This window comes from Paenibacillus sp. FSL H7-0940 (assembly GCF_037979415.1).
Classification (GTDB): domain Bacteria; phylum Bacillota; class Bacilli; order Paenibacillales; family Paenibacillaceae; genus Paenibacillus; species Paenibacillus amylolyticus.
This window is the reverse complement of the sequence record NZ_CP150280.1, coordinates 915,180-941,843: the sequence shown is the minus strand read 5'-3', so window position 1 is coordinate 941,843 and position 26,664 is coordinate 915,180. Positions and strand designations below refer to the sequence as shown.

Genomic DNA, 26,664 nt, shown 5'->3' with positions numbered 1-26,664 from the left:
ATATGTATTCGGACAGGTCTGTGATTAGCACCCGGAAGGTGAATCCTTTCCCTGATGGACAGAATAGGCTAAAATAAAAGTCTGCGATGTTCTGCGCAGTACCAATTCCAGCGTTCAACAGGCAAGCAACGAAGAATCTGTAGCCAGTCCTTGTTTTTTTACATACCTGGTTGCACGTTTCAGTTATATAGATGAAGCATTTGGCATGATAAATGCAGATGCTCGATAGAGAGAGGAAGTGGAAAAAATGGCATTGGACGGCATTGTGACACGGGCCATTGTTCATGAACTGCAAGGCTGCATTGGTGGACGTATCAGCAAGATCCATCAGCCGAATGGCCATGACGTAGTTCTCACCCTGCGTGCTCAGCGCGGAAATAGTAAATTGCTTGTTTCGGCAAGCCCAACCTATCCCCGTGTGCATTATACGGAAAAGACATTCCTTAACCCTACGGAAGCACCCATGTTCTGCATGTTGCTCCGTAAGCACTGTGAAGGTGCAATCATTGAGGAGATCCGTCAGATTGGTATGGAGCGTATTATCCACATCAATGTGCGCCAGCGCGACGAACTGGGGGATGTTTCGGTTAAACGGATCATCATTGAATTGATGGGGCGTCACAGTAATATTATTTTGCTTGATCCTGTAACTGGAACGATTCTGGATGGCATTCATCATGTGACTCCTTCAATCAGTAGCTACCGGGTAATCATGCCTGGATTCGCGTATACTGCCCCACCCGAGCAACATAAAAGTAATCCGCTCGAAGTGAGTCGTACAGCTTTCGAGGACAGCTATCATGCCGCTGAAGAAGATGCATCACGCTGGCTTGTGAACTCCTTTAGCGGTCTTAGCCCGTTAATTGCGGGAGAGATTGCTGCTCGTGGAATTGCTGCTGAAGGCACCGTGAGCACTCCAGCTGTGGTTGAGGGTGAAAGCCGAGTTGAGGCTGGTGCACTCTGGAACGCTTTTGAAGCCGTGATGGGACCTGTCAGAGATCATATCTACACACCTGTAACCGGAATGAACGCCAAAGGCAAAATGATTTTCTCAGCCGTTCATCTTCAGAGCATTCAGGATTTGGAGAAAACCTATGACACGATGAGCAAGTGCATGGAAGATTATTACGGAGATAAGGCTGAACGAGACACGGTTAAACAGAGAGTAAGTGATCTGCTCCGTTTTCTGCAGAATGAGCGAAGCAAAAACATCAAAAAGCTGGACAACCTGAACAATGATCTACTGGAAGCAGACGATGCGGACAAGTTCAGACTATGGGGTGAGTTGCTGTTTGCCTCCCTGCATCAGGTCCACAAAGGGGACAAGAGCGTGGAGCTTGTGAACTTCTACGATGAAGACCAAGCCAACATTACCATTCAGCTTGATCCGTTGCTCACACCGTCTGACAACGCACAACGTTATTTCAAGCGTTATAACAAATATAAGAACAGTCTGGCTGTTATTCATGAGCAGCTTGGAAAAACCAAAGACGAGATTGACTACCTCGATAACCTGTTACAGCAGCTCTCCATTGCATCGATGAACGATATTGAGGAAATACGGGACGAGCTTGTACAGCAAGGATACCTTCGTGACCGTAATAAAAAGGGTAAAAAGAAGAAGAAAAGTGACCGTCCAACCGTACACCAGTTCACCTCCTCGGAGGGAATTGATATTCTTGTGGGCAAAAACAACCTGCAGAATGAGTACGTGACCAACCGTCTCGCTTCTTCCAACGACACCTGGTTGCATACCAAAGACATTCCAGGTTCACATGTCGTTATTCGCAGTACGGACTTTGGTGAAGCTACATTGGAAGAAGCAGCACAGCTTGCTGCCTATTTCAGCCAGGCCAAGGAGTCCAGCAGTGTGCCTGTGGATTACACGTTTATCCGTCATGTGCGCAAACCAAGTGGTGCGAAGCCTGGTTTTGTGATCTATGATCATCAGAAGACGTTGTTTGTCACGCCAAATGATGAATTGATCAAGAGTCTGCCATCCACCATTAAAAATGGATAGTATGCTTAGCTCATAAGGTGCGATGTAACAGTAACAATAGAAAAATCCCCTGACCATTAACGGTTCAGGGGATTTTTGTTATTGCATTAGTTGTTTGAGTGATAGGTGAAGCTCAGCTTATTTATCATTTTATTGAATATTAATTCATTTATATGTATAATAATTCAATTCTAAGAAATATAAATTACTGTTAAGGAAGTGTACCATGACCATACATATCAGAGAAACTCAACCTAATGATCTGAAACCCCTGATGGCCTTAATGCATGACTATGTGGTGGGATTCTACAACAACCCCTGGCCTGGTGATCAATCCATCCAGCTTTTGATCAACAACCTGCTTAATCAGCAGATCGGTGCTCAATTCGTGGCAGAAGAGGACGGGAAGCTTATCGGATTTTCTACCCTGTTCTTTACATACAGCACGATGAAAGCAGAGCGTGTCGCCATCATGAATGACCTATTTGTTACGGAAACATTCAGAGAAGGCGAAGCAGAAGCCAAATTATTTGCACACTGTCAGCAATATACGCGTGACCATGGATGTGCATATATGTCTTGGATCACAGCAGTGACCAATGAGCGGGCACAGCAATTATTCGAACGTCTCGGGGCTACACGTGGCGCTTGGGTAAACTATTCCATTACATAGACTATTTTCAGAACAAAAAAAGGGACATGCAAACATGAAGGTTCAGCCCTATCATGCTTGCATGTCTCTTACTCCTTCGATCTTAAAATGTATCCAGTAATACAGAATTTATTATAGTCAGATAGAGCGTTGCAACGTCTCGCTTACTCTCCCCTTTGCTGTGAAGCAGCTGCCTTCAGCCTTTCCAACACATCAACCGTTACGGTCTTGCTACCAAGATCCCCGTGGAAAACAATACCTTGCCGTTTACCATGATAATCAGATCCACCTGTTTCAATGAGGTCGTATTCCTTGGCCAGCTTACCATACCTGCGTTCCTCTTCCGGGCCATGGTCCGAATGAAACACCTCAATGCCATCTGGACGAGAGTCTTCGATGATACGTCGCACCAGTTCATCATCGTTATAGAGACCCGGATGGGCAATCACAGCGGCTCCACCTGCGGCTCTGATCCACTCGCATGCATCCTCTGGTGCAACGCGGGGTACAGATACAAAGCCTGGCTTGCCTTCAGCAAGATACCGATCAAATGCATCCCGCATGTCAACAGCGTAGCCTTTTTTCACCAGCACATCGGCCATATGAGGTCTTCCAATACTCTCATCCGGCTCTAGCGGCCGTCCCAGCTCATCGAGTACCTCCTGCCAGCTTATATCAAGCCCGAGTTCTTGCAGCTTGCCAATAATCAGATGATTCCGCTCATCTCGCGCTTCTCGTAATCCGCGCAACCGTTGCAGGAACTGCTCATCCTCTGTATTCACATAATACCCAAGCACATGAATATCTTTCCCACCAGCCCGAGTGCTGATCTCCACTCCAGCAACGACATCAATATCGTACTCTTTTCCCGCTTGTTGTGCTTCGGCTACACCAGCTACTGTATCATGGTCCGTTAGGGCAACCGCAGATAGCCCTTTTTGTTTGGCAAGCTTCACATTATCAGCAGGTGGCTGCATTCCATCGGAAGCCTGACTATGCGTGTGAAGATCACAGCGTCCTTGGCGCTGATCCATGAACAACAGCTCCTTTGTGTAAAATTGATTATGATTCAATCTTATCTATCATTGATGTTGCCAACGATTATGCCTTCCCCGTCTTATGTACCGACTTAGGCTGCTCCTGCTGACGCAGATAATTCAGGAAAGCGACTGCTGACAGGGGCAACAAGGACGACTTTAGATGGATGGCATAGAACTGCCTTTTGAATTCGAGTCCGCGGATATCCACAATATGAACAAGTCCCAAAGCCAGTTCATGCTGCACCGAAGAAGGAGATAACATCGTAATACCTACCCCTGCCTCCACAGCCGATTTTACCGCTCCTGTACTGCCAAGTTCCATTACAACATTCATATCCTGCGGATCAATCTTTTTCTTTTGCAATTGGTCTTCCATCACCTGACGAGTACCCGAACCCTTCTCACGCAGCACAAAAGGATAATTCATTACATCTTCAAGATTCACTTTGCCACGCTTCGCCAGATCATGCCCGGCAGGTACAATCAGTTTCAGCTCGTCCTGCATGACAGGCTCCACAATCATGTCCGGGTGGTTCACAGGCGCTTCAATAAGACCGAAGTTTAGCTGATGCTTCAATATGTCATCCATAATTTGCGTTGTATTCATCACTTTCATGACGATTGAAATATCCGGATATTGAAGTGCAAATGGTCCGAGCATGCGTGGAAGCACATATTCCCCGATCGTTAAGCTGGCTCCCAGCTGGAGTCTGCCCTGTAACATCTGGGTAAACGCCGACATCGCTTCATCCGTCTGTCTGACCAGCTCTACACTCCGTTTCGCATGAGGTAATAAAGTCCGTCCAGCCTCGGATAATTCTATTTTTTTGGTGGAACGATGCAGTAACTTGGTGCCAAAATAGTCCTCCAATGATTGAATCTGCATCGTTACTGCCGGTTGAGTCATATGTAATGCTTGTGCAGCAGCCGAGAAACTCCCCTTCTCTGCTACCGTATAAAAAATATGCAATTGGTGAAAATTCATATCTTCGCCCCTCTTCGATTACACTCTCTACATTGTAGCCGATTTCCCGCTTGGCAACAAAAAAAGCATGCAGCTTGTCTGCATGCGATAATCCTTGAATCTATGATTTCAACATATTGAATCTACTCGGGCTTACTTATGCTTGCGGCTATTTTTGACCAACGTCATTCTTCTTGAATGTCTTAACCATGAATAATATGACTTCAGGTCCCTTAATTCAATGGTCTCCGACATACGTCCCAGAAACGTAACTACAATCATTTTGTGCAGCGGGTTGCCCGCAATATCATATTCTCCTTCAAGTTCGGAAAATTCGGCGACCACCACCAGATCCTCATCAATCAGGTAGACGTCCTGTTCATTACGGTAGTATGGTGTTATACGGTCCTGCTTCAGACACTCCCATAACCACGCCGCAATATGGTCATCATCACTACGTGCAGGCTCAATACGGTCTGCATACCGCATCTTGGCATGATGGGTAATGACGATGTCAGCCACTTTCTTGTCTCCAAGAGCCACGAAAAACGGCTCGTAGGTGCTCCAACGTTGCATCACCTTATCACGCATGGGAATCACTCTCCACCAGATAGGACTTTCTATCTATTTATTACCAAATATATTACAACATTAGTCCCGCAACCTCAAGGCGTAAGTTTAACTTTTTTTCACAATATCCAATTTGTGTATAATTCAAGAAAAGAGCGACCCCAAAGGGTCCCTCCAGTTTCTCGTCTATATTCCGTAAAAGCTCGTTTTGTCCATCGTTTTGCTGGCATACTCGGTTTTGATCTCATTACGATACGAGCGCTCGATCTTGCGCACATAGGAAAGTCGCTTCACATTTTTCATCGTATCATCTGCCCGTTCTGCATTAACATACATGACTACATAATGCATACGGCGGGAGATATAATGCACGGTGCCATATTTTTCGAGATTACGGGCAGCTTTCAAATCACTGACCCAAATAATGAATCCTGTCCTTTCCGCAAACATCATCGTTCCCCGCCCTTCTATAATGATTACTTAACTGCAACCACACTTGCCGCCACTACCGCAGCCGCCCTTCGGATTCGGATCATTGCTCGGTACCTTAATGGTCGTTGACACTGCAAATGCAATGGTCTCTGACATCTGGAATAACATATCATCCAGGGACTTCTCTGCCTGTTTGAAGCGGATTACCGCCTCGAAATTTTCCAACTCCTGTTCCAGAGCCTTCACCTGGTCTTTTGCTGCATGATAATCCGGGTGAAAATGACCGAAACGCTGTGTTTCTTCAAACAATTCCTTCTTGGCATTCAGCTTCCGAATCCCCATCTGAATCTCAGGAGTAGTCTCGACTTGCTGCTTCCAATATAAATAATCCGATACTTCGGCAGATTGGTTAATCATGTCGCCCAGTTCATATGCGCCCGTTAACACTTGGGCCATATCGACCGTGTTCATTTCCGCTACGCTCATGAAATATTCATCCTATCTATATATAAAGTTCTACTTAACGTAGACTACCTCATCATAGCATATCCATGAATAGTTAAGAAGAGTTTTTCCTGCAATTAGAAATAGGGGGAACTCGAAAATTCGCCTTTCAACCTGATATTCACGTGAAATAGTCAGGTTATGACATCATCTGGCAGGATAAGACGCATTGTATCCCACTCTGACGGGGAGAATGTACGCCATTCCGTCTCTGATGTATTTTCACTTGAATCCAACATGCACCAACCGCTTAAAGTCCATTGTTCATGACCCTCTACCTGATGTGGAATGAGGTATTGCGTACGATTTTCCTGTTGTATCCCCAGCTTGGTCTGCCACTCAATGGCTTTGGCAGCAATCTGTCGGGCGGTTGAACTATGATATCGACGCCACTCCTTGTACCAGGTCTCCGGTATCTCCTCAAATCCCAACAGAGAGAACTTCTTCTCAATGACAGAATGATCACGCTCCAACCCATGCAGAGATGCAGGGACATCAACCAGACCTTGATTATCGGATGTGTAGAAAGAAGAATATACACCGCTCAACATATCTTTTTCTAATAACTTCGGATCATCTGCGGAGCCTGTACTTTCCTCCATTACCTCCATACTTCTATCTACAGTCAACGGTGCAGCATCCGTCTCCTTGCCCCAATCTGCTAACGCAATACGTACATTCTCTGGTATGCCTGTCAGCGCATATTGATCCAGAAGCTCTATCACTTCATGTAATGCATACCCTCTGGCTATGGCCGAAATGAATCGTTCTCTTGTCAAACGGTAGATGGACATTCGATCACCCGTCACCCGTTCTGCGTATTGCTCCAGCATCCAGATTACATCAGGCCCTGCTTCCGGCGGTACCAACACTTCGAAATCAGGCTGCATGTAAAATCCACACGGCTCCGCCTCACTTACCATCTCTTGTTCTCGATATAACAGGCTATGCGGTTCGATCAGCCAACGGAATGCCAGCGCTCCCGACTGATCTTCTCCTACTTCACCATAACCCCAGCCAGCCAGTGCGTATAGCCAGCCCCTGATCCGTGGTTTCAATTCCGAATTCTCTATATGGCACCATATGTTTTTTTCTGGAGCAAACAATGCCAATTGATAACGGAAATGCTGCAACGCGGGTTCAGCTTCTCCGTATCTTTCCATACACGCTTGATATATTTCCCGATGCATCTGTCTCCACGAGAGCTTCAACCATGTTTGTAATCGATGATCTACAATCTGAATTCGTCCATCTGAATTCTGAGCCAGATTCAGACTGAGCAGTAGATCGAGAAGGATAGCTACGTGGGTCGGATACAAATCCGAATGATCATATCGGATGCCCAGACCTTCAAAGTCTGTCGAAGATAACACCGTGATCACACTTAATTTTTGAACCGTTCTCTTATGTATCGTACCTTTACCTGTCAAAGGAAGTCCTTCTCTTTCGATCCACGCGATCAGATGAAGCAGCTCTGCAGCAATATCCGGCTTTCCCTCCTGTAATACATGAGCATGCTGTGCCATCTGTTTAACGGTTATGCCCACTTTTTGTGCGTAAGCAATCGTCAATGTTTCCATCAACGAAGCAGGAATATAAAATAATTGCTCTCCCCAACTCTTATATACAGATTCAATCCATTTTTGCTGCCTAAGGCTGGCGAATGAAGAATTGGCTTCTGCGACACTTAGTCCTTCGATGGCCCACTGTTCTCGCGGCAGGAGGGAGGAAAAAGGCTGACCGGCATGTTTGTGAAAAATTGCACCAAGCACTTTTTGTTCCACCAAAGCAAGCTTTGACCATGAATCAAGGTTCAGTATCACAGGCTCATCTATTGGTTCAAATGAGGACATATCCCAATCCCTCCTCTTTTCGCGAGTATAAATGGACTATTCGTTCTCGTGCACAATGGCATATTCATATCCCTGCTCCACCAAGAACATCTGACGGTTTAATGCAAACTCCTGTTCCTTACTATCCTCTGATACCAACGTATAGAAATATGCTTTGTTTTCTCCAGCTTTTGGTCTCAGAATTCTCCCCAAACGCTGTGCCTCTTCCTGTCTTGACCCGAAACTCCCGGATATTTCAAGCGCAACAGCAGCATCAGGCAAATCCACAGCAAAATTGGCAACCTTGGATACCACAATTGTTTTAATATCTCCACGTCGAAAAGCGGCAAACCACTTGATTCGCTCTTGCTGTGACATGGTACCCGAGATCAAAGGTGCTTCAATTTCCCGGGCAATCAACTCAAGTTGATCCAGATATTGTCCAATCACTAGCGCAGGCAAATCCCGATGACGTTCCAGCAAACGCTTAACTACATGTACCTTCGCCGGATTCTCGGCAGCCAATCGAAATTGATGTTTAACCTCGGCTTGCAGATAATTTGATCTTAGTTCCGGGGAAAACGGGATACGTATCTCCTGACATTGTACATCAGCAATCCACCCTTGCTGCTCCAGTTGTTTCCACGGCATATCATAGAGCTTTGGACCAATCAACGAAAACACATCCTGTTCACAGCCATCCTCTCGAACCAAGGTGGCCGTCAATCCCAGCCTTCGCGTAGCTTGAATATCCGCAGTTGCACGAAACACTGGTGCTGGCAGCAAATGTACTTCATCATATATGATCAGCCCCCATTGCCGCTCACTGAGCAGTTTGATGTGGGTAAAATCAGCATCCTTTGATTTCCGGTGTGTAAGAATCTGATATGTAGCTACAGTCACAGGTTTCACCTGTTTTTTCTGACCGGAATACTCACCGATCTGTTCGCTGGTAATCGTGGTTTTGTCTTGAATTTCCTGAATCCACTGTCGCACAGACGTTGTATTGGAAGTCAAAATAAGGCATTCACATTGAAGCCGCTCCAGCACGGCCATGCCAATGACCGTTTTTCCTGCCCCGCAAGGAAGTACGAGTAAACCACTTCCTCCCATGCCCTCACTGCCTTCGAATGCATCCACAGCCTCTCTCTGGTAAGAACGCAGCACAAATCGCTCAGAGTGGTCCCCTGGATCATTAGACCGCCAATCAAATGAAAGCTTGGTTCCCTCCCGATATCCCACGTAATCAAGTACGGGGTAACCCAATCGTGTTAATTCCCTTTTTAATAACCCTCGCTGTTCTCCTGGGAGCAGAAGTTCATGAGCGTCCTTACGTTCCATGCGAAAGGCAGCTATTGTTTTCAATCCACTTAATTCATCCAGCAACCGCTCATCCTCACTGTAAAGGCGCATTCTGGTGTGATCTGCTTCGGAATGCAGCTTTAATTTGCCATACTGATCCATGATTCTCCGAACATCCTGTATCAGTGCAGCAGGCACGTTCCAGCGGGATACCAGCTCCAAACTTGCGATGACCTGATCTGCATTCCATCCCAGCGCAGCCGCATTCCAGAGCGATAACGGAGTGATTCGGTAGGTATGAAACGCTGCTGGTGTCTTAACCAGTTCTGAATACATCCCAAGCTGCTCTCTTGCTCTTTCGAATCCGGGGTGACCAACTTCCAGCAAAACTGTAAAATCTCGCTGAACGATACAAGCATCTGTCCTTACCGTATGTTCTGTTTCTTCCATTTGGAGCCTTCCTCCTATCACAAAAAAAGTCCAGTTCCGGCAACTTCCGAAAATGAACCTCTATAAAGTGCACGTTCAAAAAGTCTAGTTTTCAGTACCGAAAAGTGGACTTTTTGAACAACATCTATAAAATCCACAAAAAAACATCCTGCCCATACCTCGGTATGAACAGGATGCCCAACTGCATCTAAAGTCATTCGGCTGTGTAACCCTTAGCCATAGCTATGAACAATCTAACGGCCGTCTGCATTGCGTCTTCATCAAAATCAAACATCGGATGATGATGCGGATAGATCGCATTTTTATCCGGGTTACCTGCTCCAACAAACATAAAGCACCCTGGAACCTTCTGCAGATAATACGCAAAATCTTCCGCTGGCATCAGCATCGGGGAAGCTTGCACTCGTTCTGCCCCAAATAATTCTGTAGCTTCTCTGAAGAAACGTGCTGTCTCCTGTTCATCGTTCACCACAGGCGGATATCCCATAATATATTTCACTTGCGTCTCTGCGCCATAAGCTGCCCCTGTCTGGGCTACCATGGTAAGCACACGCTCTTTCATCCCGTTTCGGGTCTCTTCATCAAACGTTCTTACCGTACCGCTCATTTTGCATTGCTCTGCAATTACATTCTGAGCCGAGCCCGCCTGCATTGTACCAATGGTCAGCACCGCGGGTTGCAATGGATCCACCGAACGACTGACAACGGTCTGAAGCTGCATCACAAGCGCAGAACCCGCGATAAGACTATCTATCGTGGATTGTGGCATCCCGCCATGTCCACCTTTGCCTTTGATCTCAATGTAAAAATCGTCCGCCGCCGCCATCATCGGTCCTGCTTTACTGGCAACAACACCTATAGGCAGCGGGGTCCACAGATGAATGCCATATATGACATCCACGCCTTCAAGCGCACCATCCGCAATGACCTGAACTGCACCACCCGGAAGCAGTTCTTCTGCTGGCTGGAACAAAAAGCGAATCTCGCCTTGGATCTCCTGCTTGTGACGGCTGAAATACAATGCCGTACCGAGCAAGATGGAGATATGACCATCGTGGCCGCATGCATGCATCGCTCCTGCTTGTTGTGATGCATACTCGATATTCTTTTCATCCTGAATTGGAAGTGCGTCCATATCAGCTCGCAGCATGACGACAGGACCCGGCTTGTCCCCACGAATGGTACCGATGACCCCGTGACCACCAACATGACGCCTCACTTCAACGCCAAAGCTCTCCAACATATCCGCTACAAAAGAGGATGTCTTCTCCTCATGAAAGGAAACCTCGGGATTGCGATGAAGATGACGCCGCCATTCCACCATGTGGATCTGCAGATCTTCCCACCATATATTATTAGTCATGTCTATCCACCCTTTCAATCTTGAACGGGACTTGGATCAAGCCCGAACCTTCCTCTTCAAACCTATTGCTGTATATTGTAGCAGAATTGGAAGAAAACCGATACGAAACGCCTTTGGAAAGCTTGCACGGGAAGGGGAAACATACTATCATGAACTAGAGAAATACTCGAGAAATTATACTCGGAAGCTTATGAGGAGGATCAAACGCTTATGATTTTTGAGAATACAGGCTTGGATGGCTTGAAGAGCGACTTGGCATACCTGGATGAGAGCGCCGAGAAAGTCGGATTTGTCCGGTGGCAATGGGAATATTACCGTGCTACATATGACTACAAAATTGAAGATGAACAAACCAACTCAGAATACTTTGTACGCATTAATACCCGCGCTGTGGAAGGCAAATTGGAAAAACCGGATACCGTTCTTGCTGTGGAAGCAGTATACCTCGGCAAAGCCACTTTCCCTCACGGCCTGGATTATGACTCTTCCGTTCCGCAACCAGTCGTGAAGCTGGCAGCCGAAAAATTACAGCAGCTTAAAGAACTGCTGGAAGCATAGGCTGGGCCAACGATGAAACAACAAACGGCCCAAACGAAAACGAAGAGAGGCACGCCGGATTTTCAACTGCTAATCCTCACTTTATTGTTGGTGGGCTTTGGACTGGTGATGGTATTCAGCTCCAGTTCCAGCATTGCAATCGCAAGCGATAAATTTAACAATGATGCCCTTTACTTCACGAAAAAACAACTTATGTGGGCGATTATCGGTCTATTTGGCATGTTTTTTGCCATGAATATCCGCTTCAACAAGTACAAAAAGCTCTATGCACCCTTTTTCCTGCTCACTACGGTCATGCTGGTGATTGTTTTGATCTCAGGTGCAGTATTGAACGGTGCACGAAGCTGGATTCACATTTTTGGTTTCAGTCTTCAGCCTGCAGAGTTCGCGAAAATTGCTATCATTCTCTATCTCTCTGCTCTTATTACCAAAAAAGGTGAGAAATTCAGGGTTTTCAAGACAGGGTACGTTCCCGTCTTGTTCATCGTTGGATTCATCGCAGGGCTGATTATGCTGCAACCAGACTTCGGTACCACCTTCATTCTGGTGTCCACCTGTGGTCTCTTGATCTATGCCGGTGGAGCCAGTATGAAGCATATCCTGGGTTCGATTCTCTTGGTTGTACTCGGTGGGGCACTGGCGTTTGGAGCGAATTCCTTGTTTTCTTCCATGTCTCCTTCCGACACAACGACTGCTACAACAGCAGTCACTGCGGAGCAGAACTACAAGATCGGACGTATTCAAGCTTTCTTGAATCCATTATCCGATATTAATGGGGGAAGTCTTAACCTCTACCGTTCCCTTGTTGCCATTGGTGATGGCGGCATGACAGGTTCGGGAATTGGACAAGGTACGATGAAGCTGCACTATTTGCCAAATGCGTATAATGACTTTATTTTCTCCGTAATCGGGGAAGAACTCGGATTCATCGGAAGTGCCTTATTCCTGCTTGTTTACCTGTACTTCATCTGGCGCGGAATTATTGTCTCTCTCCGCTGTCCCGATCCATTCGGAACATTGGTCGGCATAGGTATCATGGGACTAATCGCGATTCAGGCATTTATCAACATCGGTGGTGTAACTCAAACCATTCCGGTGACGGGGGTCACGCTTCCATTTATCAGTTATGGGGGTACCTCACTCTTTGTAATGATGGTTGCCATGGGCATTCTGCTCAGTATCTCACGTACTAACAATCTGGACGTGATCAAGGAAGAGAAAACGAAGTCCGTGACTGTACAGACACAGACTCGTACCTCTCCTGCTCTTCGTTCACGGGAGTCCATTCGTCGGATTCGATAAAAAAGCAACACAAAAAAGGCTGTGCACCCAATGGATGCGCAGCCTTTTTCTGTGTACTGAATAAACTCTGTCTATCAAGATGAAGAACAGGTCAATATCGCTCTGTCCTCCATTGCGGATTGCGATTTCTACAGATCGTCGCCTTTGAAAGATACGCCTTCTACCTTTACATTGACTTCAACCACGCGTAATCCGGTCATGGTCTCTACCGCTTCTCTTACATTCTGCTGAAGCATACGGGAAACTTCATGAATCGGGGTTTCGTACAGGACGATGATGCGCAGGTCAATGGCTGCTTCCAGCTGGCCGACCTCAACGCTCACGCCTTTCTGTACGTTTTTACCGCTGAGTCGCTTCGCCCAGCCCTCTGACAATCCTCCAGACATTGCGGCAATTCCGGGTGTTTCCATTGCAGCCATTCCGGCAATTTTTGCAACCACGTCATCGGCAATCCGGATGTTTCCGCTCTCCAGTTGAAGTTGTTCTGCCATGCCACATCCTCCTTCACTTCGTTACTCGTATTTTAAATCCTTTCCACCCCAAAAAGCAAATTAAACTCAAAAAGATGCGTTTACAACCTACCACCATTTGGTTATATTGAAATATGAAAATAATCTCATAAGCGATTTACAATGCAATTCAAAACAAAATAATTTATAACCGAGGTGTTTGTTGTGAGAAACCGGATTTCATCCATTTTGCTGATTGCGTTCTTTGCACTCAGTGCCATCGCCCACTACTTGAAATGGGATTCGATTCTACAGTTCGTGATATCAGCCATTTCGGTTATTTTTGTGGCCGGTTTTTTAGGCAAAGCCACCGAAAATGTAGCCCACTACGCCGGACAGCGGCTGGGTGGATTCTTGAATGCCACCTTCGGCAATGCTGCCGAATTGATCATCGCCATTTTCCTCGTCAAAGAGGGACTCTTCGACATGGTCAAAGCTAGTCTGACAGGTTCCATCATCGGAAATCTACTGTTAGTGCTCGGGTTAAGTATTTTTGCCGGAGGACTCAAGTTCAAAATTCAGAATTATAATGTTTCCCTTGCAGGTCTGAATGGTTCCCTGATGATTGTTGCCATCATTGCCCTGTTTATTCCGGCAGTCTTTCTCAATACACATTCCATTACACAGAAAGACACCAATACACTTAGTCTCATCGTGGCCGGATTGCTCATCCTCGCGTATATTGCGTGGTTGCTATTCTCCATGGTGACACATAAGAACTACCTCGCAGACGTCACTGAGGATCGCGATGAAGAGCTACCTCATGAGCATGCTCCAGCATGGTCCAAGAAAAAATCAATTCTCTATCTGGTGCTCGCAACAGTCATGGTTGCCTTCGTCAGTGAATGGCTGGTGGGCACGCTTGAAGTCTTCACTTCGGAATTTGGACTTAGCGAACTGTTTGTCGGTGCATTCCTTGTGGCCATCATCGGTAATGCGGCCGAACACAGTGCAGCCATCATGCTTGCCATGAAAAATAAAATTGGAGCCGCCGTTGAAATTGCGGTTGGCAGCAGTTTGCAGATCGCACTCTTCGTTGCTCCTGTACTGATTTTTGTCAGCTACTTCACAGGCAGAACCATGGATATCGTATTCACAACGATTGAACTGGTCGCCATCGGCGTATCCGTATTTATTGCAAAGTCCATTACCCAAGATGGTTCAACGAATTGGTACGAAGGTTTACTCCTGCTCGTGGTATATATCATACTCGGTGTTTCCTTCTTCCTCGTGTAACCAGGCCCTCACGTTGCGATTAAAATAACAAGCCACAAGAGGCAGCCACAATATACATTTGGAGCTGTCTCTTTGTTTGTATACGCCTTCCGGCTGGCTTTCATCCCAGTCCCGTTCAGGCGCACAAAAAAAGCATGCATAAACGCCTGCATGCCTTCTATTCTGACCCGCGCATTTGCAGGCTATTGCTCATTCTTCTTGTTCAAGGCTTCATATAAAATTGCCAAATTCCGCTCAAGCGCGCTAACCAGCTGCTTACCTGCACCTTCTGGAAGGAGCCCTGCACGAACAGCAAAATCAACTTCTTTGGAGAACCCATACATCTGTGTATCCAATACTTCCTCATAGAGAGGGCAGTAGCGGGTAGCCAGATTCTCCATCTGTACTTCAATAAGCTTCTGTATTTTATCTGCATCTTCTTGAAGAAGACTGATCGCTTTCAAACTCAGCTGGTCCTGCAGATCAGATGAAGTCATGCATTTTTCCCCCCTATGTCCCAAAAATCGCGTAAAGACGTTCTACCTCTAATATTAGACGAAATGAAGAGCTAATACAAGAACCTGACCAAAATAAGCCCGCAAAGTTAAGCCTTTTGTTGAAGCTTAATCCACCTGTTCCAGTCACGTCCAGACGAGTATTCAGATCATTCCATGCCAAAAAACACCCCTGCCAAAAAAGGCAAAGGTGCTTCTTGAGAGCTATTACTCAGATGCGATGCTTACATTCAGTCCATGCTTGGCAAATACTTCTGACATGGCTGCTTTCGCTTCAACTGCATCTGGACCATGAACATGCAGTTCATAGCTGTGCGTGCTGATCAGCGTTGTAAACAATCCGAGAATACTTTTTACATCGATATACTTGTTCTCCGAATGAAGCACGATTGAAGAAGTAAACTTGCCTGCTGTTTGAGCAATTTCTACTACAGCCGCGTTATTACTCGACATAGGAATCCCTCCGTCTTTTTACTATTGGTATCATCTATTAATTACCACTACATGATACCGTGAATCCGCTTTCCTAGCAACAGCAAAATCCTGTTCCTACTTCAAACGGTCCGGATTCAAGCATTCCAGCTCAGGAATGACAAAGATACCGTCTTTACGAATCAGCACATCGTCAAAATAAATCTCCCCGCCGCCATAATCCGGACGCTGGATCAATACGAGATCCCAGTGGATGGACGAGCGGTTGCCATTGTCGGTTTCTTCATACGCCTGACCTGGCGTAAAGTGTAAGCTGCCTGCGATTTTTTCATCGAACAGGATGTCTTTCATCGGATGAAGAATATGCGGGTTAAATCCAATCGCGAATTCACCGATATGACGAGCACCCTCATCCGAATTCAGGATTTCATTCAAACGCTCTGTATCGTTACTTGTCGCTTCAACAATTTTGCCATCCTTGAACGTGAACTTGATATTTTCAAAAGTCACTCCATTGTACAGGGTTGGCGAGTTATAACTAATCGTTCCGTTCACCGAATTGCGCACAGGGGCACTGTACACTTCGCCATCCGGGATATTTTTTTGGCCAGAACATTTCTCTGCACCGATATCTTTAATGGAGAAGCTCAGCTCTGTTCCTGGTCCGGTGATACGAACTTTATCCGTCCGCTTCATCAGGTTAGCAAGCGAGTCCTGCGCTTTGTCCATTTTGGCGTAATCCAGGTTACATACGTCGAAGTAGAAATCTTCGAACGCTTCTGTACTTGTATTGGCGAGTTGCGCCATACTTGCGTTAGGGTAACGCAGTACAACCCATTTCGTATGTTTGACACGTTGTTCACTATGTACCGGGTGGGAGTACAATGAATTGTACATTTTCATTTTTTCTTCCGGCACATCGGACAGATCATTCACATTTTCTCCCGCACGAATACCGATATAACAATCCATCTGTTTCATACGGTTCAGATCAATCTCTGCCCATGTTTTCATCATTTCTTCTGTGGCATTTTTCAGCATCGCACGCTGTACGGTTTTATCGGTCAACTGTACAAAGACGTTACCACCTTTTTTGCCTACCTCTTCAATAATGGCGTTAATCAGATCACGTTCCGATCCAATCATCTCAACCAATACATTTTCACCAGGCTGTACATCTACTGAATAGCCCACCAGGTTTGCTGCAAGCTTTTGAATTCTTGGGTCTTTCATCTTGGTAAAATCCTCCTGTCATCTGCCATACTTGAATTGAACAACGGTAAATTACGATACTATTGTAGCACGCGAACAGTCATCCCGTCAGCAGGCAGTCCCTCACTTCGTTTATTGATATGACTTGAAGTTAACATCGGTGACAAGGGCTTCTTTGTTACTTTTACGGTTGTTGTCCGTGTAACTCATCTGACTTTCAGAGGATAAGCGAAGAGGCAGACTGCTCTTCCGATCTACCGTGAGATGATATACCGTCTGCACGCTCGCTTGTTTCATCATCTGTTGCATCGTTGTTTCACCCTGTTTCCAAACTTTCTCCAGATCCTTCTCAAGCTTCTCCTTACGCGCCCCTTTCACCGTAGCTGCCTTATGCATATATTCTGCCCGAATGGCGTTCATCTCGTCGTTTAGCTGGGTTACAGCCCATGATTTGGCGTCTTCCGGTGCAAGTTCAATCCGTAATGTTCTGGTTCGACGACCAGCACCATACTCGGATTGAATGGTTTTGTGCATCCCATCGATCTTCTCCAATTGGGCAATTGGATTAAATCGAGAAAGAGACCCACGCAGCGGCTCATGCTGCGCTGACAATGCCATCCATTGCCCTTGTTTCCGCTCGAAAGAGGCGCTAAACCCACTGGGCTGTCCATTATTTTTTACGGCAGTTGTTTGAATGCCTGTGCCCACAGCAGTTACTTCTCCAGGTAATCGGGTCTGAAGGGTCAGACGATCATGATTCTCCAGCTTGCCTTCAAACTTGAACTGATTCTCGAACAGCCCACTGTTCTCCCTTCGAAGTCCTGCCTCTCCTTCAAAACTCAACGTTTCTTTTCCCGCTATCCCCGATAAAGCCAAGGAAAAAACCTCCTCAGGCGTTTGATCTCGCTGCATTAATCCACAACCCGGAACACCAATAATCACGATGCTCACAAATAACCATAATGTACGTACCGAATGGCGGTTAAACATGTCTATCTTCACCCTTCCGTGAACTTTCTCCATAGATTGCCCCGCCCGTATATGCTTATACTTCCTTCTATACACATCTTGATCTGCGATGCACAAAAAAAAGAGAACGACTCCGCAATTGGAATTGTTCTCTCTTAACGTGTTACTTCCTGTTCCTCTACAACGATTCTGTTCCGACCACCATTCTTGGCGCTGTACAAAGCCATATCAGCCCGATAAAACAAGGACTCTACACTGACCTTTTCATCCATCCAATTCCACTCTGCGATGCCACTGGATACCGTAACGGGCGGTCTGGTCTCTTCTGCGACTCTCTTTCGAATCACTTCCGCATAATCTAACGCCTGCCTTACACTCACCTGTGGCATATAGATCGCCAGTTCTTCTCCACCCCATCTGGCACATACATCCTCCGAGCGAACAGAGCTGGTGACGATCTCACTCACTTGCTTCAATACTTGATCCCCCGTCTGGTGTCCGAACGTGTCATTCACCTGTTTGAACTGATCAATATCCACCACAATGAGGGAGCCACAGAATTCATGAGCCTGTCGCTCGTGAATCACACTGTCCAGATAATGCCTCACGTACAGACCTGTCAACATATCCAGATTAGCCAAGCGCCGAACCTCGGCATGCAGCGTGGCATTTGACAGGGCAAGCCCGATATGAATAGATAACATCTGCAAGAGCCTATAGTTATCATATGAAAAGTAGTGCTCTCTACTGTGTCCCAGCAAAATGGCACCCTTCACTTCACCATTGACTCTGATCGGTGATGCAATCAGTGACATGGATCCCGTATCTTCCATGAAAAAGGAGGACACTTTATCAAATTGCGCATAATTGGCTATAATAAGCGGTTCCTCTGTTCGATAGACCAAACCTGCGATACCGTAGTCTACAGAAAAGGATTGGTGAAAAACATCTTTCACGTTAGATGACATGACTTCGAAGTCATTTGTACTGTCATTGAGTTGAAGAATGCAACACGTTTCAGCCTGGAATATTTCCTTTAACTCTTGTTCGGATAGTTGATAAATCTCCGAAAGATGCAGACTCTTGTTCAACCGCTGTGTAAGATCATTAATTAAACGAAGTTCCTGAATTAACATATTGGATTGTTCATGCAACTTGGCGTTCTCAAAGGCCGTTCCTGCAGTGTCTACCATCATCGTAATCAATTGCAAGTCCGATTCTTCCATAATCTCTTCATTCATTTCGATATGGAACACACCGTATATGCCTTGTTTGCCTTTCAGCGGAATCCCTACATCTACAATGCGGTTCTCTGCATCATGTGAGCGAGCAACGATCAGCTTACCTTCCATAAATGAACGCACACAAATATCTTCTCCTCGCTCGTGGACAAGCAACGGTTTAATCCGTGGATCAGAGTTGCTCTGATCCTGAGACATATACAATTTGATATAAGTGGCCGGGTACAAGTAATCCATACTGTCAAATACCTCATCCAATATGGCCTCGACATCCATTTTGTCATGCATTCGCTGAACAATCTGAAAGAGGATGGACCTCCGGTGTTCCTCACGAGCTGTTTGTTCATGAGCATGTAACAGGTCCGTCATAAATATGTATTCGAATCTTCGGTAAAAGCAGGTGTGATAATGCAATGCCTCAGATTGAACCACAGCTTCAGACGTTTCATATCCATTGGATTCATAGATCACAGCAGTGAATACGGCAAACATATCCTTGTTAGTTCTGGAGAATAAGGGATGTGTTATTATAAGATATTCTCCGTGTTCGCTTGTCCCTTTAAGGGACAGGGCCTGTCTCTTATCCAAACATTCCAATACCAGCCTGCGTGCATTTACGCCCGGATCAGCTTCATGATCGCTATCGAATCCTATGCAATCACCTTCCGTGTTCCACACGCTGTAAAAGGTTGATGGTCTGGCCAGCCTTGAACCCACTCTGGAGTTCCAGTCACTGTATGCCTGCTCTAGCAAGCTGCCCAAATATGAAAAATCAAAAGGTGTGATATCCATTTTTTGCATCCACAACACATGCTCTTCATGAGAACGAGGAGCGGCAAAAGATGCGGAATCGCCCGAACTTCGTGAATTCAAGCTGGCAGGTAAACTTCTTAGATGTTCTAACATGTCAGGCGCTCCTTTGCACCGTTTTTGCATCCGCCAGGATGCATTAATCTGCAGACGTTATCGCAAACCTGCAAATTCGTTGCGATAACCTTGTTACATAGAGATGATTTAAAGTTAAGATACAATCTATTTTACTCTGTTTAAACCATTTTTGCATCCATATTTCAGAAAATTGTCCCATTATTTTAGGCCCAATGACCTATCGACAAATTTAGACGTTTTTTTGCTTTTATTCTGCGCTTGACTTTGTTTCTCTTAAACTGTAATATAAATTGTTGATGAAGACTACTAATGGGTCTTTAAATTTGGGCATTACCGGTTGTGTCACCCTCATTCTTTTTGTTGCTTTCAGGACAGCGGCTGAACTTTCCTGATCGTTCTATGCGTGGCCAAGCCCGCATCAACAAATTGGAGCGCAAACAGAGCCCTAATATGAACTTTAACTAAAAAGGAGCTACTTTAAACATGGCACGTTACACTGGTCCTAAATTTAAATTGAGCCGTCGCCTCGGCATTTCCCTTAGCGGAACAGGCAAAGAATTGAAACGTCCTTTCCCTCCAGGTCAGCACGGAGCTAACCAACGCAGAAAAATCAGCAACTACGGTATGCAATTGCAAGAAAAACAAAAATTGCGCCACATGTACGGTTTGGGCGAGAAGCAATTCCGCACACTGTTCTCTAAAGCTCAAAAAATGCAAGGTATTGCCGGTGAGAACTTCATGTTCTTGCTTGAGTGCCGCCTTGACAACCTCGTTTACCGCCTTGGGTTTGCTAACTCCCGCGCTGGAGCGCGTCAGTTGGTAGCACACGGTCACGTAACTGTAAACGGTAAAAAAGTCGATATCGCTTCTTACCAAGTAAGCACTGGCGATGTAATCGGCTTGCGTGAGAAGAGCCGCGCTCTTTCTTCCATTAAAGAAGCTTTGGAAGGCCGTTCGCATCTTCCAGCATACGTTGAATACAACGAAGCAGCTGTAGAAGGTAAATTCATCCGCTTGCCTGAGCGTGCTGAATTGTCCCAAGACATCGATGAAAAACAAATCGTCGAGTTCTACAACCGTTAATCGTTGCAATCACATTAAAGTTTCAACCCAAACAGCTGTCGAGATTTTCTCGACAGCTGTTTTTCTATGCTTTTTTTTAATTATCTTCATTATAGGAACGTAAATAACGATATAAAATATAGACTCCCTTCAGGAGAAGCACACATCCATATATACATCACAAGAATGACATCGAGGGGGATTAAAACATGCATTTTTTTCGCAATCGCAAGCTCGCTGTTAAGCTTGGACTTTTACTTGGGATCGTATTACTCTGTTGTATTGGAGCCCTAATTGCATTTAATACCAAATCCATTTACGACAAAAGCCTCCAGTACGGCGAAACCGTTGCTGGACAGGCAGCAAACCGGGCTACGAATGAGTTTATGACTGACATTAATCAGGTGAAAAACACGTTGGACACCATGAGTACCACGTTATTGGATGCCGCTCAGAACGGATCACTCAACCGTGAAGAAGTCGTCAGACTCCTTGAACAATATCTGAAGAAGGACGAGAAAGTTTTTGGCTTTTATACGGGCTGGGAACCAAATGCCTTTGATGGAGACGATACGGAGCACATTAACAAAAAAGAATATGATGATGCTACGGGTCGATTCGTTCCATACGTTATACGTGATGGCAACTCCCTGCATTTTGAACCTATGCCTACTTATGAGGGAAGCGGTGAAACTAGTACTTACTATCAGCAGCCAAAGAAAACCAAATCCATCTATTGGTCCGAGCCTGTTACCTACACGGTTGGTGGAAAAGAAACACTGCTCGTTTCGATTGTCCTCCCTCTATTAGATGAAAACAAAAATTTTCTAGGCATTGTGGGGGCCGACTTTACCATTGATCGTTTTCAGCAAAACATAGCATCACTTAATCCGGATCAGGGTTATGCCATGCTTATTACTAGTGAAGGACAGATTGCTGCACACGGCTCCAAACCGGAACTGGCTAATGAAGGAGCCGTAATTCCATCTGAAATGAAGACAGTCATTCAGCGTATACAGTCTGGCGAGTCTCAGTTTTACGCTACAGACCCTGAAGTAGGGGAAGAACTATTTATTGCCGAGCCTGCCAGGTTACAAGGAACAGATTCAAACTGGTACCTTGTATCGGCGCTGCCAAAGAGCCATATCCTTCAACCCTTCTATGACAGCTTGAACTGGTCCATACTGATTGCCGCACTGGCAGTACTTCTGCTTGCAGGTGTGGTTACCTACACCATCGTCTCCATTGTTAGACAGTTGAATCAAGTTAATATCGTCGCTGGACAGCTGGCTGGCGGAGATTTGACACAAAAGTTACCTGTACGATCTAAAGATGAATTTGGCATCATGGCGGGTCATATGAATCAGATGATGGATACCCTGCGTCATACCATATCGGTTATATCCGAACATGCTTTATCTGTCGGCTCCACCTCTCAACAGTTGACCGCAGGTGCCGAAGAAACAGGTAAAGCAGCCGAACTGATTGCATTAACAGGAGTCGAACTTGCAGATAAAGCAGGTAAACAGGTGCAGGAGCTGCAAGAGTCCTCCCGTTCCATGAATGAAATATCTGCAGGGATCGGAAGAATTGCAAAGGCCGCCTCCGATGTATCCGATTCATCGCGAACTGTGGCCGAACGAACAACCATCGGAACTGATAAGATTCAGTCCGCTATGCGTATGGTCGATAGTGCCACTTCTTCTGTGCAGACGTCGATGACCGCACTGGAGAATTTCCGCCAACGTTCGGAAGAGATTGGCCATATTACAGGCATGATCACGGAAGTTAGCCGTCAAACCAATCTACTTGCCCTTAACGCTTCCATTGAAGCATCACGAGCAGGTGAACACGGGCGCGGGTTCGGTGTTGTTGCTTCCGAGATTCGTAATCTGGCTGAACAATCCAGAATATCAGCAGCGCAGATTGCAGCGTTGATTCATAACGTTCAGCAAGAGGTCCTTTCTCTCGTTGAAAATATGGAACAGGGGAATGCCGAGGTGAGCCATATAGCGGAAGTGATCCATGAAAGTGGTGAACTATTCCTCTCCATTTCATCACAGATTACAGATGTTAATGAGCAGATTGAACATGTCTCAGCCATTGCCCAGCAGATGTCAGCTGGATCACAGCAGGTTGATGCCACGTTAGTGCAACTCAAAACCATTGGTCATGAGACAGCAGATCATGCAACTCGTGTTGCATCTGCCTCTGAAGAACAACTCGCATCCATGGAAGAGATTACGGCGGCATCTGCCTCACTGGCTAATCTTACCCAGGAATTATTAGAGCTGATTCAACGCTTTAAAACCTAATGTAGAAGACCTCCAATACGACTAATCATTCAGGTCACCCTATGCACCTCAGCATGGAGGTGGCCTGCTTATTTTGGCTTACAACTCATGAAATGTACTTCAATATCGCATGATATATAGCATAATGCATGGCAGAATGGCAAATTTCGACCATTACTTGTATTTCTCAGGCATGCAAACCCGCCTTTTTATGCTATAATAAGTGCTGTTAAAAGGAGGAAGACACTGAATGGTTGATGTTAATAAGAAAAAGCCCGATGAACAGCCTGTACGCAAGCGTAGCTTTGCCCGCAGACTGGGAAGTTTCGTCAAATGGATGGTTGTCCTTGGCTTTATGGGGGCACTATTTGTAGGCGGTGCTTTGATGGGATACGTCAGTTCCATTGTGAAAGACGAGCCTGTCCGTTCAAGGGCCCTGATTGAACAAAAAGTCAGCGAAAACTCCATCACAGGCTTTGCTTACTTTGCCGACGGCAGTCCGATCGGTCAATTACGTACGGAAGAAGACAGGCGTCCGGTCACTACGGACCAGATCCCACAAAAGGTTATTGATGCTGTCGTTTCAATTGAAGACAATCATTTTTACGAACATAAAGGTGTAGACATGAGCGGAACCCTACGTGCCGTGAAACAGAAAGTGCTGAAAGAATCAGTACAAACCGGCGGTAGTACACTGACTCAGCAATTGGCGCGTCGTGTGTTTTTGAATCTGGATCGCACAGAAGATCGGAAAGTGAAAGAAATTTTGCTCTCACTCCGACTCGAACGTTTCCTGACCAAAGATGAGATCATGACAGCCTATCTGAACAAAGTTCCTTTTGGTAATGGTTCCAGCGGATACAACGTTTACGGAATCAAAGCAGCCGCCAAAGGATTGTTCAATATTAACGATCTAGAAAAAATCAACATCGCTCAAGCTGCTTATCTTGCTGGATTGCCACAACTCCCCTCCTCTTACTCTGCTTTTAACGGTAAAGGTGATTTTGTAGAGGAGAATTTTGACCGCGCAATCAACCGTCAGCATCTGGTACTGCGCCGTATGCTTGAACTGGGCAAAATCAATCAGTCCGAGCATGACGAAGCTCTAGCTTTTGATATCAAAAGCGCACTCGCTCCGAAGACCATCAAGGCTTACAACACTTATCCATATCTTATGATGGAAACGGAACGACAAGCTGCACAGATTTTGATGAAACAGTTGAATTCCGACACAGCTGAATCTACAGACAAAGCTACGGATGCAGCCACACCTCAGAAGGAAAGCAATGCATTATTGGAGGAAGCTCAGACGCAACTGCGGACAGGTGGATATCGTATATACACGACCATCAACAAAAGTATCTACAAAACGATGCGTACCATTGCGGAAGATGACAGCAATTTCTCAGCAGATGATCCTGTCAAAGGAAAAGAACAAACTGCTGCCATGCTGATTAATCACAAAACCGGTGCTATTCTGGGTATGATTGAGGGCCGGGATTTCCAAGATGAACAGATGAACTACGCAACGCAGATGATACGTCAGCCAGGTTCAACGATGAAACCTATAGCCGCTTATCTTCCTGCGCTAGATGAAGGTCTTGTTCAGCCAGCTTCAATTATTGATGATTCACCGATCATTCTCAAAAATGGTCCGAGCGGATACCACATTGCCAAGAATGCCAACAACCGGTATCAGGGACTAGTCACTGCCCGCAGAGCACTGAATTATTCTCTCAATATACCAGCTCTGAAGTTGTTTAATGAAGAAGTGGGGATCGAGAAGGCTTGGACCTTCGCCAAGAAACTGGGGATTACCACCATTCAGAAGGAAGACTATCAGGCTCAGACTGGTGTTCTCGGAGGTCTCCAATACGGTGTAACCGTTGAAGAATTAACCAGTGCCTATGGTGCTATCGCCAATAAGGGTGTATATAACGATTCTTACATGATTAGCAAAATTGTAGATTCCAAAGGAAACATCGTTTATAAACACGATACTGAACCTGTCCAAGCCTTCTCGGAGCAGACAGCATACCTGATGACCGATATGCTGCGGACCGTTATTACAGAAGGAACGGCAGATAAAGTACGTGAAAATTACAAATATTCCAAGAGTGTGCCAATCGTAGGTAAAACAGGTTCCACTCAAAACTACGCAGATGTGTGGTTTGAAGGTTATACCCCAGATGTCACACTTGGCGTGTGGGTTGGATACAAACAGCCCGTGAATACGCTGGAAAGTAAATCACAAAGAAAACGTGCGCAGCAACTGTGGTCGAAAATCCTGAACGAAGTGATCGATACGCAAAAAGATCTGTTCGTTACGGATTCATTCAAAAAACCATCTGGCATCGAAACGCGCACGGTGTCGGCATACAGTGGCAAGTTGCCAACATCCATGACTGACAAATTTGTTACGGATATTTTCAACAGCAAGTTTGTTCCGAAGGATAGCGATGACGGTGTAGCCAAAGCCAAGTACATTACTTACAATGGTGTAAACTATATTCCGCGTGATGGAACACCTTCGGACATGTTGAAGGAAAAAACAGTAATCAAGCGTAAAAAACCAATCTCGGATCTCATCAAAGAATTGCAAAATGCATTCTCACGTATGAGTCGACATGAGTCACTTGCTTATTATCTTCCTGAAGATGCTGGTGCAGACATGCCAACACAGATTGATCCAAGGACAGATAACGGCAAAGCTCCTGATGCACCAGGAAACGTACGCATCTCAACCTCGGGTGACAGAGCAGTCATCACATTTAATACCACACCTGAAAATGATGTCGTGGGTTATCGTCTGTACCGTTCTGTAAACGGTGGAGGATTCCAGAACCAGGGTCAGGTTGTCCTGACTGGTGAATCCAGATCATTCTCTGCATATGCAGCGCAAGGCGGTAACTTCGCCTTCTATGTAACGGCAGTGGATGTTGCCGGCAGAGAGTCTGCTCCTAGTGCTACAGTAAATAGTGCTGGTGTAGCTCCCCCTGTGGAAGAAGAGATTGATGAACCGATTGAAGTTCCAGGTACAGTCGTTACGCCGGGAGAAACGCAGACCGATAATACAACAACGACAGCCCCAGGCACACCTGGTCAAGTCAGCGTATCTGCCCTCACGCAAGGACTGCGTATTCAATGGGCGTCCAGTCCAAACGCAGATAGTTATACTGTATATTACAGTGAAACAGGCTCGGCTCCTTACACCAAAATTGGAACAACAGCGGGAAATACCATGGATTATGGAGTACCCGCATCGACCAGTGGATGGTTCAAGGTATCTGCCAGCAACAGTGCGGGTGAATCCGAACCTTCTGCAGCCATACATTTTCAACCCTGATTCAGGCATAGCG

22 protein-coding genes are annotated in these 26,664 nt (G+C 45.8%); 8 read left to right on the top strand and 14 right to left on the bottom strand.

Annotated features, from left to right (window positions below):
* The first annotated feature begins 247 nt into the window (after window positions 1–247).
* Entirely contained in the window at window positions 248–2,020 is a 1,773-nt protein-coding gene (locus MHB71_RS04025) for an NFACT RNA binding domain-containing protein (protein WP_340028879.1), read from the top strand.
* Window positions 2,021–2,225: 205 nt separating this feature from the next.
* On the top strand, window positions 2,226–2,672 hold the full coding sequence (locus MHB71_RS04020; protein WP_047843690.1) for a GNAT family N-acetyltransferase: 447 nt from the start codon (window positions 2,226–2,228) through the stop codon (window positions 2,670–2,672).
* Window positions 2,673–2,815: 143 nt separating this feature from the next.
* Here the strand turns inward: MHB71_RS04020 and MHB71_RS04015 are convergent, their stop codons facing one another.
* The 8 genes from MHB71_RS04015 to MHB71_RS03980 form a co-directional block, all read right to left on the bottom strand.
* Window positions 2,816–3,685 (bottom strand): PHP domain-containing protein, encoded by an 870-nt coding sequence (locus MHB71_RS04015; RefSeq protein WP_100527113.1) that lies wholly within the window; start codon window positions 3,683–3,685, stop codon window positions 2,816–2,818.
* Window positions 3,686–3,752: 67 nt separating this feature from the next.
* Window positions 3,753–4,676: a selenium metabolism-associated LysR family transcriptional regulator gene (locus tag MHB71_RS04010; RefSeq protein ID WP_100527112.1), complete on the bottom strand. Its 924-nt coding sequence runs from the start codon at window positions 4,674–4,676 to the stop codon at window positions 3,753–3,755.
* Between the two features lie 132 nt (window positions 4,677–4,808).
* The gene (locus MHB71_RS04005) at window positions 4,809–5,246 is read right to left on the bottom strand and encodes a hypothetical protein (RefSeq protein WP_017687436.1); all 438 of its coding nucleotides are present in this window, start codon (window positions 5,244–5,246) and stop codon (window positions 4,809–4,811) included.
* A 165-nt stretch (window positions 5,247–5,411) separates the two neighbouring features.
* Window positions 5,412–5,675: a YlbG family protein gene (locus tag MHB71_RS04000; RefSeq protein ID WP_026080981.1), complete on the bottom strand. Its 264-nt coding sequence runs from the start codon at window positions 5,673–5,675 to the stop codon at window positions 5,412–5,414.
* 30 nt (window positions 5,676–5,705) lie between these two features.
* Window positions 5,706–6,143 (bottom strand): YlbF family regulator, encoded by a 438-nt coding sequence (locus MHB71_RS03995; RefSeq protein ID WP_036614642.1) that lies wholly within the window; start codon window positions 6,141–6,143, stop codon window positions 5,706–5,708.
* A 152-nt stretch (window positions 6,144–6,295) separates the two neighbouring features.
* Window positions 6,296–8,014, bottom strand: coding sequence for a helicase-associated domain-containing protein (locus tag MHB71_RS03990; protein ID WP_340028878.1), 1,719 nt, complete (start codon window positions 8,012–8,014; stop codon window positions 6,296–6,298).
* 36 nt (window positions 8,015–8,050) lie between these two features.
* A complete protein-coding gene (locus tag MHB71_RS03985) occupies window positions 8,051–9,745 on the bottom strand; it encodes a DNA repair helicase XPB (protein WP_340028877.1) in 1,695 nt (564 codons plus the stop codon).
* Window positions 9,746–9,938: 193 nt separating this feature from the next.
* A complete protein-coding gene (locus MHB71_RS03980) occupies window positions 9,939–11,108 on the bottom strand; it encodes a M20 family metallopeptidase (RefSeq protein WP_340028876.1) in 1,170 nt (389 codons plus the stop codon).
* A gap of 210 nt (window positions 11,109–11,318) precedes the next feature.
* Here MHB71_RS03980 and MHB71_RS03975 point away from each other — a divergent pair, with 210 nt between their 5' ends.
* Together MHB71_RS03975 and ftsW are read left to right on the top strand one after the other, a co-directional pair.
* Window positions 11,319–11,666, top strand: coding sequence for a YugN family protein (locus tag MHB71_RS03975; protein ID WP_074095774.1), 348 nt, complete (start codon window positions 11,319–11,321; stop codon window positions 11,664–11,666).
* 12 nt (window positions 11,667–11,678) lie between these two features.
* Window positions 11,679–12,968: a putative lipid II flippase FtsW gene (gene ftsW / locus MHB71_RS03970; RefSeq protein ID WP_100527108.1), complete on the top strand. Its 1,290-nt coding sequence runs from the start codon at window positions 11,679–11,681 to the stop codon at window positions 12,966–12,968.
* Between the two features lie 128 nt (window positions 12,969–13,096).
* On the opposite strand, the gene MHB71_RS03965 is transcribed toward ftsW, so the two are convergent.
* A complete protein-coding gene (locus MHB71_RS03965; protein ID WP_017687428.1) occupies window positions 13,097–13,459 on the bottom strand; it encodes an Asp23/Gls24 family envelope stress response protein in 363 nt (120 codons plus the stop codon).
* A 183-nt stretch (window positions 13,460–13,642) separates the two neighbouring features.
* On the opposite strand from MHB71_RS03965, the gene cax reads away from it, so the two are divergent.
* A complete protein-coding gene (cax, locus tag MHB71_RS03960) occupies window positions 13,643–14,713 on the top strand; it encodes a calcium/proton exchanger (protein ID WP_036674882.1) in 1,071 nt (356 codons plus the stop codon).
* 182 nt (window positions 14,714–14,895) lie between these two features.
* Here the strand turns inward: cax and MHB71_RS03955 are convergent, their stop codons facing one another.
* From MHB71_RS03955 to MHB71_RS03935, 5 genes are all read right to left on the bottom strand, one after another.
* On the bottom strand, window positions 14,896–15,189 hold the full coding sequence (locus MHB71_RS03955) for a YlaN family protein (protein WP_036614657.1): 294 nt from the start codon (window positions 15,187–15,189) through the stop codon (window positions 14,896–14,898).
* Window positions 15,190–15,414: 225 nt separating this feature from the next.
* On the bottom strand, window positions 15,415–15,660 hold the full coding sequence (locus tag MHB71_RS03950; protein WP_036614658.1) for an HPr family phosphocarrier protein: 246 nt from the start codon (window positions 15,658–15,660) through the stop codon (window positions 15,415–15,417).
* A gap of 96 nt (window positions 15,661–15,756) precedes the next feature.
* Window positions 15,757–16,872, bottom strand: coding sequence for an aminopeptidase (locus tag MHB71_RS03945; protein WP_076328038.1), 1,116 nt, complete (start codon window positions 16,870–16,872; stop codon window positions 15,757–15,759).
* Between the two features lie 111 nt (window positions 16,873–16,983).
* Entirely contained in the window at window positions 16,984–17,841 is an 858-nt protein-coding gene (locus MHB71_RS03940) for a hypothetical protein (protein ID WP_100527107.1), read from the bottom strand.
* A gap of 134 nt (window positions 17,842–17,975) precedes the next feature.
* Window positions 17,976–19,967 carry a sensor domain-containing diguanylate cyclase gene (locus tag MHB71_RS03935; RefSeq protein ID WP_338706549.1) on the bottom strand — a complete coding sequence of 664 codons (1,992 nt, stop codon included), beginning with the start codon at window positions 19,965–19,967 and terminating at the stop codon, window positions 17,976–17,978.
* A gap of 465 nt (window positions 19,968–20,432) precedes the next feature.
* On the opposite strand from MHB71_RS03935, the gene rpsD reads away from it, so the two are divergent.
* The 3 genes from rpsD (at window position 20,433) to MHB71_RS03920 (ending at window position 26,651) form a co-directional block, all read left to right on the top strand.
* Window positions 20,433–21,032: a 30S ribosomal protein S4 gene (gene rpsD / locus MHB71_RS03930; protein WP_017687421.1), complete on the top strand. Its 600-nt coding sequence runs from the start codon at window positions 20,433–20,435 to the stop codon at window positions 21,030–21,032.
* 188 nt (window positions 21,033–21,220) lie between these two features.
* Window positions 21,221–23,326: a methyl-accepting chemotaxis protein gene (locus tag MHB71_RS03925; RefSeq protein ID WP_340028875.1), complete on the top strand. Its 2,106-nt coding sequence runs from the start codon at window positions 21,221–21,223 to the stop codon at window positions 23,324–23,326.
* A gap of 229 nt (window positions 23,327–23,555) precedes the next feature.
* Complete coding sequence (locus tag MHB71_RS03920; RefSeq protein WP_340028874.1) at window positions 23,556–26,651, top strand: transglycosylase domain-containing protein; 3,096 nt, start codon at window positions 23,556–23,558, stop codon at window positions 26,649–26,651.
* Window positions 26,652–26,664: the final 13 nt, after the last annotated feature.

What these genes read in the sequence shown, in the direction of transcription:
- MHB71_RS04020 (WP_047843690.1), top strand. Translation starts at nt 2,226, where the DNA reads ATGACCATACATATCAGAGAAACTCAACCTAATGATCTGAAACCCCTG.
- MHB71_RS03945 (WP_076328038.1), bottom strand. Translation starts at nt 16,872, where the DNA reads ATGAAAGACCCAAGAATTCAAAAGCTTGCAGCAAACCTGGTGGGCTAT.
- MHB71_RS03990 (WP_340028878.1), bottom strand. Translation starts at nt 8,014, where the DNA reads ATGTCCTCATTTGAACCAATAGATGAGCCTGTGATACTGAACCTTGAT.
- MHB71_RS03980 (WP_340028876.1), bottom strand. Translation starts at nt 11,108, where the DNA reads ATGACTAATAATATATGGTGGGAAGATCTGCAGATCCACATGGTGGAA.
- MHB71_RS03955 (WP_036614657.1), bottom strand. Translation starts at nt 15,189, where the DNA reads ATGACTTCATCTGATCTGCAGGACCAGCTGAGTTTGAAAGCGATCAGT.
- MHB71_RS03995 (WP_036614642.1), bottom strand. Translation starts at nt 6,143, where the DNA reads ATGAGCGTAGCGGAAATGAACACGGTCGATATGGCCCAAGTGTTAACG.
- MHB71_RS03950 (WP_036614658.1), bottom strand. Translation starts at nt 15,660, where the DNA reads ATGTCGAGTAATAACGCGGCTGTAGTAGAAATTGCTCAAACAGCAGGC.
- MHB71_RS03935 (WP_338706549.1), bottom strand. Translation starts at nt 19,967, where the DNA reads ATGTTAGAACATCTAAGAAGTTTACCTGCCAGCTTGAATTCACGAAGT.
- MHB71_RS04015 (WP_100527113.1), bottom strand. Translation starts at nt 3,685, where the DNA reads ATGGATCAGCGCCAAGGACGCTGTGATCTTCACACGCATAGTCAGGCT.
- MHB71_RS03940 (WP_100527107.1), bottom strand. Translation starts at nt 17,841, where the DNA reads ATGTTTAACCGCCATTCGGTACGTACATTATGGTTATTTGTGAGCATC.
- MHB71_RS04010 (WP_100527112.1), bottom strand. Translation starts at nt 4,676, where the DNA reads ATGAATTTTCACCAATTGCATATTTTTTATACGGTAGCAGAGAAGGGG.
- rpsD (WP_017687421.1), top strand. Translation starts at nt 20,433, where the DNA reads ATGGCACGTTACACTGGTCCTAAATTTAAATTGAGCCGTCGCCTCGGC.
- MHB71_RS03975 (WP_074095774.1), top strand. Translation starts at nt 11,319, where the DNA reads ATGATTTTTGAGAATACAGGCTTGGATGGCTTGAAGAGCGACTTGGCA.
- MHB71_RS04000 (WP_026080981.1), bottom strand. Translation starts at nt 5,675, where the DNA reads ATGTTTGCGGAAAGGACAGGATTCATTATTTGGGTCAGTGATTTGAAA.
- MHB71_RS03985 (WP_340028877.1), bottom strand. Translation starts at nt 9,745, where the DNA reads ATGGAAGAAACAGAACATACGGTAAGGACAGATGCTTGTATCGTTCAG.
- ftsW (WP_100527108.1), top strand. Translation starts at nt 11,679, where the DNA reads ATGAAACAACAAACGGCCCAAACGAAAACGAAGAGAGGCACGCCGGAT.
- MHB71_RS03925 (WP_340028875.1), top strand. Translation starts at nt 21,221, where the DNA reads ATGCATTTTTTTCGCAATCGCAAGCTCGCTGTTAAGCTTGGACTTTTA.
- MHB71_RS03920 (WP_340028874.1), top strand. Translation starts at nt 23,556, where the DNA reads ATGGTTGATGTTAATAAGAAAAAGCCCGATGAACAGCCTGTACGCAAG.
- MHB71_RS03965 (WP_017687428.1), bottom strand. Translation starts at nt 13,459, where the DNA reads ATGGCAGAACAACTTCAACTGGAGAGCGGAAACATCCGGATTGCCGAT.
- MHB71_RS04005 (WP_017687436.1), bottom strand. Translation starts at nt 5,246, where the DNA reads ATGCGTGATAAGGTGATGCAACGTTGGAGCACCTACGAGCCGTTTTTC.
- MHB71_RS04025 (WP_340028879.1), top strand. Translation starts at nt 248, where the DNA reads ATGGCATTGGACGGCATTGTGACACGGGCCATTGTTCATGAACTGCAA.